14 protein-coding genes are annotated in these 14,444 nt (G+C 71.9%); 10 read left to right on the top strand and 4 right to left on the bottom strand.

The genetic code is table 11. The annotated features are described in order from the left end of the window. Positions 1 to 4: 4 nt before the first annotated feature. Positions 5 to 781 carry a hypothetical protein gene (locus tag I4J89_RS46770; RefSeq protein WP_196420708.1) on the bottom strand — a complete coding sequence of 259 codons (777 nt, stop codon included), beginning with the start codon at positions 779 to 781 and terminating at the stop codon, positions 5 to 7. 335 nt (positions 782 to 1,116) lie between these two features. Here I4J89_RS46770 and I4J89_RS46765 point away from each other — a divergent pair, with 335 nt between their 5' ends. The 6 genes from I4J89_RS46765 (at position 1,117) to I4J89_RS46740 (ending at position 6,120) form a co-directional block, all read left to right on the top strand. Continuing rightward, positions 1,117 to 1,602: a CarD family transcriptional regulator gene (locus tag I4J89_RS46765; protein WP_014447856.1), complete on the top strand. Its 486-nt coding sequence runs from the start codon at positions 1,117 to 1,119 to the stop codon at positions 1,600 to 1,602. 44 nt (positions 1,603 to 1,646) lie between these two features. Continuing rightward, complete coding sequence (ispD, locus tag I4J89_RS46760) at positions 1,647 to 2,357, top strand: 2-C-methyl-D-erythritol 4-phosphate cytidylyltransferase (protein WP_196420726.1); 711 nt, start codon at positions 1,647 to 1,649, stop codon at positions 2,355 to 2,357. A 26-nt stretch (positions 2,358 to 2,383) separates the two neighbouring features. Then, positions 2,384 to 2,860: a 2-C-methyl-D-erythritol 2,4-cyclodiphosphate synthase gene (gene ispF / locus I4J89_RS46755; protein ID WP_196420707.1), complete on the top strand. Its 477-nt coding sequence runs from the start codon at positions 2,384 to 2,386 to the stop codon at positions 2,858 to 2,860. Positions 2,861 to 2,938: 78 nt separating this feature from the next. Next, complete coding sequence (locus I4J89_RS46750) at positions 2,939 to 4,060, top strand: tetratricopeptide repeat protein (RefSeq protein WP_309238787.1); 1,122 nt, start codon at positions 2,939 to 2,941, stop codon at positions 4,058 to 4,060. Between the two features lie 46 nt (positions 4,061 to 4,106). After that, entirely contained in the window at positions 4,107 to 4,949 is an 843-nt protein-coding gene (locus I4J89_RS46745; RefSeq protein WP_196420706.1) for a hypothetical protein, read from the top strand. Positions 4,950 to 4,968: 19 nt separating this feature from the next. Further along, entirely contained in the window at positions 4,969 to 6,120 is a 1,152-nt protein-coding gene (locus tag I4J89_RS46740) for an outer membrane protein assembly factor BamB family protein (protein WP_196420705.1), read from the top strand. Positions 6,121 to 6,203: 83 nt separating this feature from the next. On the opposite strand, the gene I4J89_RS46735 is transcribed toward I4J89_RS46740, so the two are convergent. Further along, the gene (locus I4J89_RS46735) at positions 6,204 to 7,382 is read right to left on the bottom strand and encodes an ROK family protein (protein WP_196420704.1); all 1,179 of its coding nucleotides are present in this window, start codon (positions 7,380 to 7,382) and stop codon (positions 6,204 to 6,206) included. 47 nt (positions 7,383 to 7,429) lie between these two features. On the opposite strand from I4J89_RS46735, the gene I4J89_RS46730 reads away from it, so the two are divergent. After that, complete coding sequence (locus I4J89_RS46730; protein ID WP_196420703.1) at positions 7,430 to 8,638, top strand: MFS transporter; 1,209 nt, start codon at positions 7,430 to 7,432, stop codon at positions 8,636 to 8,638. 6 nt (positions 8,639 to 8,644) lie between these two features. On the opposite strand, the gene hisC is transcribed toward I4J89_RS46730, so the two are convergent. Both hisC and I4J89_RS46720 read right to left on the bottom strand, forming a co-directional pair. Continuing rightward, positions 8,645 to 9,727: a histidinol-phosphate transaminase gene (gene hisC / locus I4J89_RS46725; protein WP_196420702.1), complete on the bottom strand. Its 1,083-nt coding sequence runs from the start codon at positions 9,725 to 9,727 to the stop codon at positions 8,645 to 8,647. Next, positions 9,724 to 10,731 carry an RDD family protein gene (locus tag I4J89_RS46720; RefSeq protein WP_196420701.1) on the bottom strand — a complete coding sequence of 336 codons (1,008 nt, stop codon included), beginning with the start codon at positions 10,729 to 10,731 and terminating at the stop codon, positions 9,724 to 9,726. The genes hisC and I4J89_RS46720 overlap by 4 nt, the downstream gene beginning before the upstream one ends. 139 nt (positions 10,732 to 10,870) lie before the next feature. Between I4J89_RS46720 and I4J89_RS46715 the strand changes: the two genes are divergently transcribed. From I4J89_RS46715 to I4J89_RS46705, 3 genes are all read left to right on the top strand, one after another. After that, positions 10,871 to 11,356 carry an Lrp/AsnC family transcriptional regulator gene (locus I4J89_RS46715; protein WP_196420700.1) on the top strand — a complete coding sequence of 162 codons (486 nt, stop codon included), beginning with the start codon at positions 10,871 to 10,873 and terminating at the stop codon, positions 11,354 to 11,356. 62 nt (positions 11,357 to 11,418) lie between these two features. Further along, the gene (locus I4J89_RS46710) at positions 11,419 to 12,696 is read left to right on the top strand and encodes a hypothetical protein (RefSeq protein ID WP_196420699.1); all 1,278 of its coding nucleotides are present in this window, start codon (positions 11,419 to 11,421) and stop codon (positions 12,694 to 12,696) included. A gap of 71 nt (positions 12,697 to 12,767) precedes the next feature. Next, positions 12,768 to 14,429, top strand: coding sequence for a fumarate hydratase (locus tag I4J89_RS46705; protein ID WP_196420698.1), 1,662 nt, complete (start codon positions 12,768 to 12,770; stop codon positions 14,427 to 14,429). Positions 14,430 to 14,444 lie beyond the last annotated feature (15 nt).

The following is a 14,444-nucleotide window of genomic DNA, read 5'->3' as shown; positions in this document are numbered from 1 at the left end:
TTCGTCAGCGGGTCAGTTGGGGCAGGTAGGGAAGGACCACCTCGGCCGTCGCGACCCGCGGCATCTTTCGCACGATGTTGCCCAGCCTGTCCACCAGCAATACGGCGGCGGTCCCGTCGGGAGCGCTCAGCTTGAGCTCCTTGCGGAGGCTGTCGGTCTGGTCGTGCAGGCGGGTGACGACCTTTCCCTCCGCCTGCGGTGTCCGCGCCGGCAGCTGGGCCGGTGCGGAGCCGGCCGAGGCGCGGAGGTGGGTGACGACCAGGACGGCGGTGCCGGAACCGACCCCGGTCACGGTGTCGGCGATCAGGGTGTCGCACGCGCAACCGTCGGTGAGGAGCACGACGGCCGGCAGCTGTCCGGTGAGGGAGACCGGCTGGCCGTCCGGCCCGACCATCTCCAGTGCGGGCAGCGTGTCACTGGCGCTCTGCGTCGTGCCGGCGGTGCGCTGGGTGGCCGGCTGCCGGAGCGGCCCGGGCCAGGCTGAGGCGAACAGGCTCGCCACCGTGACCAGGATCGCCACCGAGATGATCAAGGCGGGAGTACGCACCGCGAGCGTGCCGATCCGGCGGAGTCGCCGGACCGCGGGCCGCCGGGTGAAGAGTTGCCAGCGGGTGAGCGGTTCCGCCGTGTGCAGCTCGGCGCGCACCGCGTCGACCTCGTCGGAGAGCTCCGAGAGGTCGTCCGGAATGACGATGACCCCCCACTCCTCGGGGAGGTCCGGAAGGTCGTCGGGAGCACCGCCGTCGGGCGGCCAGCCGCCGTTGTCGCTTGCGCCAGCCATGACTCACCTCCCCCCTTACCGACCAGATCTTGCTTCGGTCGGGGAACTCCCGTCCAGCGTCCCCCACGTGGGGGTCGCATCGCCAGTGGTGCGTCGTTCCCGACCTTAGCGATAAGCTTGATCTCACAAAGCCATCAGGTCCGGAATTTCCGACTCGTTGGCGGGAGACGTGACGCCGTGGTCACTTTGTGTTACTTAGGCAGCTTCTCGCTTCCCTGTCAAGCGGGAGAAAGCCCCGTCACAGGGCCTCTGAGCTGCACTAACAGTGACCGTCAGGGCGAGACACCGCCGCCGGAGCGTGTTACCCTAGACACAGCGAAAGGGGTTTCGAACCTATGGTTTTCAGTGTCGGCGAGACCGTTGTTTACCCCCACCACGGGGCCGCACTCATCGAGGCAATCGAGACTAGGGTCATCAAGGGCGTTGAAAGGCAGTATCTCGTTCTGCGTGTCGCCCAGGGCGATCTGACTGTTCGAGTGCCCGCTGAGAACGCCGAGGAAGTCGGCGTGCGCGAAGTGGTGGGCGAGGAAGGCCTGGGTAAGGTCTTCGACGTCCTCCGCGCCCCGCACACCGAGGAGCCGACCAACTGGTCGCGGCGCTACAAGGCCAACCTCGAGAAGCTTGCTTCCGGCAACCCGCTGAAGGTTGCCGAGGTTGTTCGTGACCTCTGGCGCCGTGAGCGTGAGCGTGGCCTGTCGGCGGGTGAGAAGCGGATGCTCGCCAAGGCTCGTGACATTCTGGTCGGCGAGGTGGCCCTCGCTGAGAAAAGCACCAAGGACGAGGCTGAGGTCCTGCTCGACAAGGTCCTCACCGAGGCCTGATCCACCGACGCATCCCTCGTAATACCTTGACCGACGACCGCGACGTGACCGCGCAGCTCAATGCTCGCGGTGACGTCGCGGTCGTCGTTCCGGCTGCCGGAGCCGGGGTTCGCCTCGGTCCGGGCGCACCCAAGGCGCTTCGCCTGCTCGAGGGTGAGCCGCTGCTGGTCCACGCGATTCGCCGGGTCGCCGCGGCGCCCTCGGTTCGCATGATCGTGGTGGCCGCCCCGCCGGCCGACGTCGACGCCGTGCGCACGCTGCTCGCCGGGATCGCACCGGTCACCGTGGTGGCCGGCGGCGCCGAGCGCCAGGAGTCGGTCGCCGCCGCACTGGCCGTGGTTCCGGAGGACGTCGGCATCGTGCTGGTGCACGACGCGGCCCGCTGCCTGGCCCCGGTGTCGCTCGTCGAGCGGGTCGCCGCCGCGGTCCGTGACGGCGCCGCCGCGGTCATCCCGGTTCTCCCGGTCGTCGACACCATCAAAGAGGTCGCCCCCGACGGCGCGGTGCTCGGCACCGTCGACCGCTCGGTGCTGCGAGCCGTACAGACCCCGCAGGGCTTCCGCGCCTCGATCCTCCGCGCCGCCCACGCCGCGGCCGCCGACTCACACACCGACGACGCCGGGGCCGTCGAAAAGCTCGGCCGGCCGGTGACCTGTGTGCCCGGCTCCGATCTGGCCCTGAAGATCACCAGGCCGATCGATCTGGCGCTCGCCACTCACCTGCTCACCCTGCCCGACCCGGACGCCCAGCCGTAACTCGCGGCGGGCGTAGGCTCCCGGGCGTGATCGTTCCGCGAGTCGGTATCGGTACCGACGTCCACGCCTTCGACCCGGAGAGGCCCTGCTGGGTGGCGGGTCTGCACTGGCCCGGCGAGCCCGGGCTGGCCGGGCACTCCGATGCCGACGTGGTGGCGCACGCTGCCTGTGACGCGCTGCTCTCCGCTGCGGGCCTCGGGGATCTGGGGAGCAACTACGGGACGAGCCGGCCGGAGTGGGCGGGCGCTTCCGGGGTGGCGCTGCTCACCGAGACGGCCCGCCGGGTACGGGCCGCCGGCTTCGAGATCGGCAACGTCTCGGTGCAGGTGGTCGGCAACCGGCCGAAGATCGGAAAGCGCCGGGACGAGGCCGAGAAGATCCTCTCGGACGCGGCGGGCGCACCGGTCACGGTGGCCGGGACCACGACCGACGGCCTCGGTCTGACCGGTCGCGGCGAGGGGCTGGCCGGCATCGCCGTGGCGATGGTCTACGCCGCCGGCTGACGCGTTCCGGAGCCGGAGGGCTCGTACTGCTCACCCCGACTCGCGTCATCTCCAGGTAGAGCGCCTACGCTCGGCAGCGTGCCCACCCCCATGGAGCCCGACACCACGCCGGAGGAACACCGGCAGCGCGCGTTGCTGCTCGCTGACCTCGGCCGCTACGACGAGGCCGCTGAGGAGATCGCCTCCGGTTTGACGTCGGCGCCGCGCGAGACAGCTCTGCTGGCCACCCTGGCCCGGATCCATCTCGCCGCGGACCAGCCGGCCGAGGCGCTCGCCGCCGCCGACCGGGCCGCCTCGGTCGAGCCGCCGGCGTTGGCCGCCCTGGTCGTCCGGGCCATGGCGCTCACCGACAGCCACCGGTACGCGGACGCCGCCCGGGACGCCATGGTCATTCTGCGGAACTGGCCGGAGGACCCGTACGCGCAACGCACCGGAGCCGCCCTGCTGAGCGAGTCGCGCAACGGCCAGGAGGCGCTGAACGCCGCGTGGAACGGTGTCCGGGTCGCTCCCACCGAGGCCGAGGCGCACCTGGTCCTGGCCGTCGTCGCGGCCCGGCTGCGCCTGTTCGACCTGGCACAGCGCGCCTACGCCGAGGCGCTGGAGCTGGACGCGGCGATCGGCGACGCGGGCCGTGACCTGGGCATCGTCCGGTTCGAGCGCCGCCGATGGGCCCGCGCTCTGGAAGACCTGGCCGAGGAGGCTTCGCTCGGTGTCCCGCCGGGTGGCGCGCCGCCGGATCCCGAGCCGTCCACCGAGCCCGAAGCGCCGGCCGAGGTGCCGGAGATCGCCCGCCCGCAGCGTCCGGTTCTGGACAGTTCGGACCAGTCGGCGGAGGTGGTCCGGGAGACCGTGCGGTACGGCGCCGGCGGCACCCTGATCGCGGCCGCCCTGACCGCCGCGATGACCATGATCAGCCCGGGGATCTCGCGGATGTGGGCCGGCCTGATCGGCGTACTGGTCTTCGGTGCGGTGCTGTTGTGGTTCCGCAGCCGGCTCACCGAGCCGGCCGGTGCGGTGCTGGCCCGGCTGCGGGCCGGTGACCGGCGGCTGGCCGTCGCGGCGTACCTGACCTTCGTCGCTCCGGTCTTCCTGTTCCTGTACGCGGCGATCGGCGGCCTGGCCCCGCTGGTGATCGGCATGGTCCTCGCCGCCGGGGGTGAACTGCTGGTGGTGATCGGCCGGCGCGGCTCGGACGGCTGACCGGCGTAGGTTCCCGTTTCGCGCACCGTCCATTAGGTTCGATTTCGTGTCGACGATGGTGCCTCCGCTCTATGCCGGGCTCGTCGATGACGCGTCCCTGCTCCCGCCCAGCCCGATCGGCCTGACCGACGGCGTCGCGAAATACCAGGAGCACGCCGCTTCGTGGTATTCGGAACTGCTCGGTTCCCTGCTCGTGCCGGCGTCGGTGGTCGGCACCGAGCCGGTGCCGGCGATCGAGGCCGGACTGATCGGCGACGTGCCGGCCGCCGCGCTGCCGGTGACCGTCGAGAAGCTGCGTGCCGCCGGTCTGGTGATCGAGCACGTCGAGGCGGCGGTGGCGCGCCGCGGCGAGGACCCACAGCCCGGCCTGGACGCGTTGCGCTCGTTCGCGGCCGCCGAGAGGGGCCTGCGGTTCTTCGCCGAGATCCCGTTGAGCTGGGGTCTGCTGGCCGCGCTCGACTCGGTCGCCGAGGCGCGCGCCGCGGGACTGTCGATCGCGCCGAAGTTCCGGGTGGGCGGCCTCGCGGCGGAGCTCTTCCCCACCCCGGTCGAGCTGGCCGCGGTGATCTGCGCGTGCCGCGACCGGCAGTTGCCGTTCAAGCTGGCGGCCGGGCTGCGGCACGCCACCCGGCACACCGACCCGGAGACCGGCTTCACCCACCACGGCTTCCTGAACGTGCTGGTGGCGGCCTTGCAGGCGGCGAGCGGCGGCGAGGTGGCCGAGGTGGCCGAGGCGCTGGCGGCCACCCATCCGGTGCCGCTGGTCGAGCCGGCCCGGACGTACCGGGACGCTCCGCGGCCGCTCTTCGTCGGCTTCGGTGCGGCGAACGTGGTGGAGCCGCTCACCGAACTGGTCCGGCTCGGCCTGATCAACGGCGGCTACGACTGACCTGGAATACTTGCTCCCCGTGAACCGGGTGCTGCTACGAACGTCGGTGGCCCTGGTCCTGCTGGCAGCGGCCGTCCTGGTGGTCTGGCGGGTTCTCGCGCCGGCCGAGGTGCTGGCCAGTGCCACGACGCCGTACCCGCCGATCTCCCTGAGGCCTCCCGCCGTCACCGGGCGCACCAACCTGGCGCCGCTGGTGGTCGACGGCCGGCTCCGCGTCTACGCCACGAAACACCAGGTCAAGGCCGATGGGCCGGTGGACGGGCAGACGCTCTACACCGCGCGCTGGTCGTTCCGCCGCTGGCCGGAGCAGCTCAGCGGGGTGGCGGCCCGCGGTGCCACGGTGATCACCCGGTGGTCCGACGGGGAGCTGGTGGCGATCGATGCGCGTACCGGAAAAATCACCTGGCGGCAGGACGGCCCGGACGCGCCCGGCTATGCCGGGCATCGCACCGGCGCCGCGGCGGTCTGGACCCCGCCGGGCCTGCGCCTCGCCGCCGGCACCGTCGTGGTCACCGCCGATCAGAACCTGGTGGGGTATGACCTGAGCACCGGCGCCGTGCGCTGGCGGATCTCCACGCCACCCGGGTGCGCGGAGGGGTTCACCACCTCCGGCGGTGCGTACGTCTGCGCGACCGGCGCCTATGACGTCGAGTCGGGCGTGGCGATCGCGGACTGGCCGGCCGGCCCGTTCGAGCCGATCGGCTGCGACTCGGGGGGTTCGGACTGTGCCGCGTTCCGGGACTGCGCCGGGCAGGGCCGGTTCGCCGACTCGGCCGTCCTGCGGCGGGTCCCGGCCCTCGACGCGGCCGGCGCGACGGTCGCGGCCGGCGTGATCGTCACCGCCTCCGATGCGGCGGTGAGCGCGCGCTCCGCGGAGGGCGAGGAACTCTGGAGCCGATCCGGGGCGGCGCGGATCCTGGGCGGTACCTCGGCGAACGTCGTGCTGCTCACGGCCGGCAACACGCTGGTCGCGGTGAACGCGCGTACCGGGGTGGAGGCCTACTCGTTTCCGCTCGCCTATGGCACCGAGAAAACCGAGTGGCGGCCGGGCGGGTATCGGCTGGCCGGCCGGTTCCTGGCGATGGAGCGGCTGAACGTGGACGCGCCGGACGATCCGGAGTCGCCGATCTACTACCTGACGCTGGACACCGTGATCATCGCCGCCCTTTGAGGGACGGGTTGACCAGGCCCTCTCGGGCCTCACGGCGGCCATACGCCGGGCGTGGGAAGGCCTCATCAGCCCTCACGGCGGCCCTAGGCCAGACGGGGGAACAGGGCTGACCAGGCCTCCTCGGCCGCGCCCGCGACCGGGCCGTCGTCGTCGCCCAGGGTGGCCGGGAGGACCGGCGGCGGGGCATCGCGGTGGATCGTCATGAGGCCGTCGTGGTAGGCGGCGTGGATCGCGTCGGGCACGGTGGCGAGCAGGTCGGCGCCGAGGCCGCCGACCGTGACCAGGTCGGCGTCGAGGCCGTTGACCAGGCCCGCGATGCCACGCCCGAGGGCGGCGCCGACCACCTGGACCGCGGCGAGCGCCGCCTCGGCGTCGCCCGCGGCCGGCCCCGGGCCCGAAGCTGCGGCGGCTGCGGTGGCCGGGAGGGCGGCTCGGGCGGTGGCGATGACCCGGCGGGCGTAGGTGATCGGGTCGCGGGGTGGGCGGTCGCCGAGGAGGCGGGCCAGGGCACCGCCGTCGACGACCGAGCTCCAGCAACCGTGGGCGCCGCACGGGCAGCGGATGGCGGGGTCGCCGAAGGGCATGTGGCCGAATTCGCCGGCGGCGCCGCGTGCGCCGATCACCGGGCGGCCGTTCTCGACCATGGCGCCGCCGAGGCCGCCCTCGACGCGCACGTGCAGGGCTAACGAGGCGCCGGCTGCGGCGCCTCGGCTGGACTCGGCGGTGGCGGCGAGGGTGGCGTCGTTGCCGGCGACGAAGACGTCGGCGGTGGGCCAGAGTTCGGTCAGGTCGACGTCGTGCCAGTGGAGACCGGAGGCGTCGAGGCGGAACGTGCGGGAGACCGTACCGGGGACGGAGATGCCGATGGCGCGCGCCCGTGGCCCGTACCGCGTCCGGAGCTCGTCGATGGCGGCGGCGACCGCCGTGCGCACCGCGACCCAGTCGGTGGTCGCGTGCCGTCCCGTCCGGGAGGCGGTGGTGGTGCCGCCGAGCTCGACCACGTCGATCCGCCAGGCCTCGTGGTAGATGGCGACCGCCAGCACGAGCGGGCCCTCGGGGTGCGGCAGCAGCACGGTGGTCGGGCGGCCGCGGGCGCCGCTGGGTGTCGCCGGGGCCTGGACCAGGAGGTTCGCACGACTGAGCTTGGTGACGAGTTCGGTGGCCGCGCCGGTGCCGACGCCGAGCAGGCGGGCCGCGTCGGCGCGGGTCACGCCGGGGCGGTGGTGCACCACTCGGAGCAGCTCGGTGGAGCGGGTCGTCACAGTCGTTCTCCCTTTTTATGCTCTAGATCAGAGCTTATTGTGCGGGGGTGAGACTCAACCGCCCGGCGCTTATCGTTCTCGGTGCCTCCACGTTCTGCTACGTCACCGCTGAAACCCTCCCGGTCGGCGTTCTCCCGCAGATCTCGGCCGACCTCGGCGTGACCGAGGCGCAGGTCGGGTTCCTGTTGACCAGCTATGCCGTGGTGGCCGCGCTGAGCACCATCCCGCTCACCGCGCTCACCATGCGGGTGCCGAGGCACCGACTCATCGCCGTCACGGTAGCGATTTTCGCGGTGTCTCAGGGGGCGGCGGCGGTCGCGCCCACCTTCGAGATCCTGACCCTGAGCAGGCTGGTCTGCGCCCTGGCGCACGGTGTGTTCTGGTCGGTGCTCGGGCCGATCATCGTGCGGCTGGCGCCGCCCGGGCAGGCCGGACGGGCGACCGCGCTGGTCTTCCTGGGCAACTCGCTCGCCATCGTGCTCGGCGTTCCGCTGGGTACGGCCATCGGCCAGTTCCTGGGCTGGCGGTCGGCGGTCGGGCTGTTCGCCGTGGGCGGGGCGGTCTGCGTGGTGCTGCTGCTCGCCGTACTGCCGAAGCTGGGACCGCTGCCGCGGGACCTCGAGGCGCGTACCGGGGAGCAGCTGCGGGGTGCGGTGCGGGTGCTGCGCAACGGGCCGGTGGCGCGACTCTGCCTGATCACGATGGTGCTGGTGGTGGGGCACTTCGCGGCGTACACGTACATCGCTCCGCTGGTCCGCCGCGACGCCGGGCTGGACGGTGCCGGCCTGAGCGCGCTGCTGCTCGGATACGGCGCGGTCGGCCTGCTCGCCAACTACGTGGTGGGGCGGTACGTCGATCGGCGCCCAGGACCCCTGGTCCTCGGCCTCACGGTGACGGTGACGATCTCGGTCGGCTTGCTCGCGCCGGTGCTCGGCCCGGTCCCGACCGTGGTCGCCACCCTGCTCTGGGGCGGCGCGTTCACCGCCATCCCGGTCTTCCTGGCCGCGGCGGTGCTGCGGGTGGCGCCGGCGACCCGGGACGCGGCGTCGGCGGTCCACGTCGTGGCGTTCCAGATCGGCATCGGCGGCGGGGCGTTCGTCGGTGAGCGGCTGATCAGCGCCGGGAACCTCGGCGCGCTGCCGCTGCTGGCGGCCGGGCTGGCGCTGGTCGCGAGCGTGCTGGTGGTGCTCTCGCCGGCGGTCTTCCCGGCCCGGATCAGCCGGGAGGACCACGAGCGAGTCGAAGCGCGGGTATGAGCCGGGTCAGTCCTTGAGCGCGGCCTCGGCGGCGGCGAGGAACAGGTCGTTCTCCTCCGGGGTGCCGACCGTGACGCGTACGCCCTCCGGATGGAACCCGCGCACGATGACGCCCCGGCTCTCGCAGGCGGCGGCGAACTCGGCGGTCCGATCGCCGAGCGGCATCCAGACGAAGTTGGCCTGGCTGTCCGGCACCGCGACGGAGAGCTTGCGCAGCGCCTCGGTGAGCCGGTCCCGTTCCGCGACGACGAGCGCGCAGCGACGGCGTACCTCGTCCTCCTGCTCCAGCGCGGCAAGTGCCGCGGCCTGCGCGACCATGCTGGTGGAGAACGGGGTCACCACCTTGCGCAGGGCGGTCGCCACCTCGGGCTGGGCGACCAGGTAGCCCATCCGCAGCCCGGCCAGGCCCCAGGCCTTGCTCATGGTGCGCAGGACCACCACGTTGGGCCGGTCGCCGTAGGTCTCCAGCGCGTCCGGCACGTCCGGGTCGGTGACGAACTCCCGGTACGCCTCGTCGAGCACCACCAGCACGTCGGAGGGGACCTCGGCGAGGAACCGGTCGATCTCGGCCGTGCGCACGCTGGTGCCGGTCGGGTTGTTCGGGTTGCAGACGAACACCATCCGGGTCTGGTCGGTGATCGCCTCGGCCATCGCCGCGAGGTCGTGCCCGTGCGCCGCCGTGTTCGGCACCCGCACGCTTGTCGCGCCGCCCCCGGCCGCGATGATCGGGTACGCCTCGAACGACCGCCACGAGTAGACGATCTCGTCGCCCGGCAGACACGTCGCCTTCGCCAGGATCTCGGCCAGCGCCACCGAACCGCAGCCGGTGACGACCCGCTCCGGGCTCACCCCGAACCGCTCGCCGATGGCGTCCCGCAGCCGGACCACGCCCATGTCGGGGTAGCGGTGCACGGAACGGGCCGCCTCGGTGATCGCCTCCACGACGCCGGGCAACGGCCCGTAGGGAACCTCGTTGCTGGCCAGCTTGATCGCCTCGGCGATGCCCAGCTCGCGGGCGAGGTCGGCGATGTTGCGTCCGGGCACGTAGTTCGGCAGCGCGTCCAGGTCGGCGCGGGTCAGCCGGGTCATTTGGATCCTCCGGGTAGATCGCCGCTCGGTGCGGCCTTGACGGTCGGGTGGGCGCCGGGGGGCACGGCGACGACGACCGTGGCCGCCGCCTTGTCGTGCCAGGCCTGGCGCAGGCGGGGGTCGAAAAGTGGGGAGAGCGAGAAGAAGAACTGGACGATCAGACCGACACCGCACCACCAGAACAGCGTCCACATGCCGAGCCGGGCCCACCGCGTGAACGCCCGGCCGAAGCCGATCGGTGCGGTGCTCTCCACCCGGAACACCTTGATCCCCATGGCCCGTTTGCCAAGGGTCTGGCCGCGGGCGCCGATCGACGGCGCCTCGTAGAGCAGCCAGAGCAGGGTGGCGACGGTCAGGATGGCGATCGAGAGGGTCTGCATCCGCGGCGTGGGTTCGACCGTGACGTTCTGGTTGCCCGCCGCGACCTGCCGCATGTACTCCCGGAAGATCGGCGCGAAGTCCTGCCAGTACTGGTAGATGAACCAGCCGTTGACCACGACGTTGAGCGCCAGCACGACGGCGATGTCGATGAGCCGGGCGGTCAGCCGCCGGCCCAGCCCGGCCAGCGGGAGGCCGTGCGGCATCGCCTGCGGCATGGGGTAGGCGTACGCGTGCATCGGCTGCCCGGGCTGTGGCTGCCAGCCCGGAGGCGGCTGCTGCCATCCCGGAGGCGGCGGTTGCCAGCCCGGCGGTGGGGCCTGCGCACCCGGATGCTGGGGACCCCAGCCCGGCTGCGGTCCCCAGCCCGGGGGCGGGCCGTATGCCGGCGGCGTGGTCGGCTGGGCGGGGTATCCGGGCGGGGGCGACCCGTACGGCTGCGGCTGGGGCGGCTGCGGTGCGGGAGCCGCGGGAGGAACCGGCGGTTCCGCCTTGACCGCGGGCGGCCCGTCCGGCGGAACCGCGTCCGCCGGGATGGCTTCGCCCAGCCAGCCCTCACCGTCCCAGTAGCGCTGGGTACTGGTGTCGGCCGGGTCCTTGTACCAACCCGCGGGAAGGGAACTCATGCGCAAACCTTTACCACGACAGCCTGACGGTTCCCTGCGGGCCGGGTCCTACCCATAAGGTGCTCGCTGATCGTACAGATGGGCAAGAGGCTTGCGCGGACTTGGTCAGACTGTGCAGGAGGTGCGGTACGTTCCCCCGGTGGGTGAGCAGACTGTCCAGCTCGACGACCTTGACGGGCGTCTCATCGCGTTGCTCGCCGCCGAGCCGCGGATCGGTGTGCTGGAGCTCTCCCGGCGGCTCGCGGTGGCGCGCGGCACGGTGCAGGCGCGGCTGGACAAGCTGATCTCGCGGGGCGCGATCAAGGGTTTCGGCCCGGAGGTGGTGCCGGCCGCGATCGGCTTCGGCGTGACCAGCTTCGTGACCCTGGAGATCAGCCAGCGGTACGGCCATGACGCGGTGGCCGAGCATCTCGCCGAGATTCCCGAGGTGCTGGAGGCGCACACGATCACCGGGAGCGGCGACATCCTGTGCCGGATCGTGGCCCGTGCCAACGCCGACCTGCAACGGGTGATCGACCAGATCGTCGGCTACGAGGGCATCGTCCGGGCGCACACCATCATCGCGCTGGCCGAGTTGATCCCGTACCGGACGGTGCCGCTGGTCCGCTCGGCAAACCGGCAATAAGCTACCGACACGGACTTTTCGCGCTCGCGGGATAAGTGGATCGAGGTCACTACGGTGTCCGCATGTCCGGGTCAGGGAAAGGGCTCGCGCTGGTCGCCGCCGTGACCGTCACGGTCCTGGCTACGACCGGCGTCTGGAACCCGTTCCCGCGGATGTGGTCGTGGATCACCACGAGCGGGCCGGTCGCGCCCGGTGCCCGGTGGCAACAGGAGCTCGGCGGCACCCCGCAGAGCGTCGCCATCGCCGGAGACGCGGTGATCGTCGAGTACCGGAACTCCGTCGAGGCGTACGGGCTGACCGCGGCGGTGCCGCTCTGGTCGTCGGACGCGGACTGGGCCTCGATCGCCGGCCGGGGCGCCGACGCGGTGGTGGTCACCGGGCGGCTGCTCACCAAGGGTTATCAGGTGCTCGACCCGCGTACCGGGGTGGCGCGGCGCTCCGACACCACGGCCAGCGCGGTCTGGACCTATCAGGACGCGATCGTCGATCTGAGCTGCTCCGGGGGCGACGACTGCCGGCTGACCGGATGGGACCCGAAGGCCGGCACCCAGCTCTGGAGCGTCGGCACCGGGGGCATCGGGTTCGTCCTGGACGCCGGCAACCCGGACCTGCCGGACACCCGCCGGCTGACCAGCGGCGACGTGGACGACGACGTGGCCGGACCGCCGGCGCTGCCCGGCCTGCTGGGCTTCCCGGACGACGGGCAGATCCGGGTGATCGACACCGCGACCGGCAAGCTGGTACAGACCGTCCGGCCGGCTCGCGACCAGCGGATCGCGGTGGTCGCCGGGCGGGTGTTGACGGTGACCGGTACGTCGCGCGACGGCACCTGTTACTACGGGGTGGTGGCCACCGCCCCGCCGCGCAACAACGTGGTGTGGCAGCGGGACGGGCTCAACCTGCGTACCGCCGACGGGTCGGACTGCAAGCAGGGGCGGGACCCGGCGGGCGGGTACAACGTGGTGCTCGGCGTCGACCCGTACGGGCGGGAGTTGCTGATCAACGGGTACGACGGGCGCGACCTCTGGTACGGCGACAAGGAGTCGGACGTGGTCGCGGTGAACGACTCCTACGCGGTGATCCGCAAGGACGACACCCTGCGGGGCTGGTCGTTCAGCAAGGGCAAGGCGGTGTGGCGGCAGACCGGGCGTCCGGAGGCGAGTGCCGCGCTCACCCCGTACGCGGCGATCGTCGTCTCGAAGAACCGGATCACCGCCCTGGCGCTCGCTTCGGGGGCGGTCCGTGCCGATGTGCGTACCGATGCGAAGGTCTTCGCCGTAGGTCCGGACGGCATGATCGCGGTCTCCGGCCGCGACATGGCCTACCTCGCGTTCTCCTGAGGCGACCCGGCGCGCGAAGCGCCGGGGAGGGGTTCGCGTACGGCTACCCCGCTGGCCTAGGCTTGCCGCTCATGAGCAGAGGCGCCGCTTTCACCTACTCGCCGCTCTTGCCGACCGGCGAGGATCTGACCGAGTACCGGTTGGTGACGGACGAGGGTGTTGACGTTGTCGAGGGCCCGGGCGGGCGGCGGTTCCTGACCGTCGAGCCGGCGGCCCTGACCCAGCTCACCGCCGAGGCGATGCACGACATCGCGCACTATCTGCGCCCAGCACACCTGACTCAGCTGCGATCGATCATCGATGACCCCAAGGCGTCGCCGAACGACCGGTTCGTCGCGCTGGACCTGCTCCGCAACGCCAACATCGCGGCCGGCGGCGTGCTGCCGATGTGCCAGGACACCGGCACGGCGATCGTGATGGGCAAGCGCGGCCGGCACGTGCTCACCGACGGCACCGACGAGGCGGCCATCGCGCTCGGCGTCTACCAGGCGTACACCCGGCTCAACCTGCGCTATTCCCAGCTCGCGCCGCTGACGATGTGGGACGAGCGGAACACCGGGACGAACCTGCCGGCGCAGATCGAGCTGTACGCCGAGGACCCGGGCGGGCATCCGGACGCGTACAAGTTCCTCTTCATGGCCAAGGGCGGCGGCTCGGCCAACAAGTCGTACCTCTACCAGGAGACGAAGGCGCTGTTGAATCCGCAGCGGATGATGCAGTTCCTGGACGAGAAGCTGCGCCTGATCGGCACCTCGGCCTGCCCGCCGTACCACCTGGCCGTGGTCGTCGGCGGCACCAGCGCCGAGCACGCGCTGAAGACCGCCAAGCTGGCCAGCGCGAAGTACCTGGACAACCTGCCCACGTCGGGGACGATGCTGGCGCACGGCTTCCGGGACCTCGAGCTGGAAGCAGCGGTGCTGGAGCTGACCCGGGACTTCGGGATCGGGGCGCAGTTCGGCGGGCGGTACTTCTGCCACGACGTACGCGTCATCCGGCTGCCCCGGCACGGCGCCTCCTGTCCGGTCGCCATCGCGGTCTCCTGCTCGGCCGACCGCCAGGCGGTCGCCAAGATCACCCCGTCGGGCGTCTGGCTGGAGCGTCTGGAGACCGACCCCGCGCGCTACCTTCCCGATGTTGATCTCGGCGAAGAGCCCGTCGTGCAGATCGACCTCAACCGGCCGATGGCCGACATCCGCGCGGAGCTGAGCAAGTACCCGGTGAAGACCCGGCTGTCGCTGACCGGCCCGCTGGTGGTGGCGCGGGACATCGCGCACGCGAAGATCGCCGAGCGGCTGGACGCCGGCGAGCCGATGCCGCAGTACATGCGCGACCACGCGGTCTATTACGCCGGCCCGGCGAAAACCCCTGAGGGGTACGCCTCCGGCTCGTTCGGCCCGACCACAGCCGGCCGGATGGACTCGTACGTCGAGAAGTTCCAGGCGTCCGGCGGCTCGATGGTGATGCTGGCCAAGGGCAACCGGTCCAAGCAGGTCACCGACGCCTGCAACACGTACGGCGGCTTCTATCTCGGCTCGATCGGCGGCCCGGCGGCCCGGCTGGCGCAGGACTGCATCCGGCACGTCGAGGTGCTCGAGTTCCCCGAGCTCGGCATGGAGGCGGTCTGGAAGATCGAGGTCGAGGACTTCCCGGCCTTCATCGTCGTGGACGACAAGGGCAACGACTTCTTCGCCGAGGTGACCAAGCCGGTCCTCGGCATCGGCCGGCGCATCTAAACGGGCCCAACCCCA

The organism is Actinoplanes aureus, assembly GCF_015704865.1.
GTDB classification, from domain to species: domain Bacteria; phylum Actinomycetota; class Actinomycetes; order Mycobacteriales; family Micromonosporaceae; genus Actinoplanes; species Actinoplanes aureus.
The sequence above is the reverse complement of the archived record's forward strand: the minus strand, read 5'-3'. Positions and strand labels throughout refer to the sequence as shown.

What these genes read in the sequence shown, in the direction of transcription:
- I4J89_RS46770 (WP_196420708.1), bottom strand. Translation starts at nt 781, where the DNA reads ATGGCTGGCGCAAGCGACAACGGCGGCTGGCCGCCCGACGGCGGTGCT.
- I4J89_RS46765 (WP_014447856.1), top strand. Translation starts at nt 1,117, where the DNA reads ATGGTTTTCAGTGTCGGCGAGACCGTTGTTTACCCCCACCACGGGGCC.
- hisC (WP_196420702.1), bottom strand. Translation starts at nt 9,727, where the DNA reads ATGACCCGGCTGACCCGCGCCGACCTGGACGCGCTGCCGAACTACGTG.
- I4J89_RS46720 (WP_196420701.1), bottom strand. Translation starts at nt 10,731, where the DNA reads ATGAGTTCCCTTCCCGCGGGTTGGTACAAGGACCCGGCCGACACCAGT.
- I4J89_RS46710 (WP_196420699.1), top strand. Translation starts at nt 11,419, where the DNA reads ATGTCCGGGTCAGGGAAAGGGCTCGCGCTGGTCGCCGCCGTGACCGTC.
- I4J89_RS46705 (WP_196420698.1), top strand. Translation starts at nt 12,768, where the DNA reads ATGAGCAGAGGCGCCGCTTTCACCTACTCGCCGCTCTTGCCGACCGGC.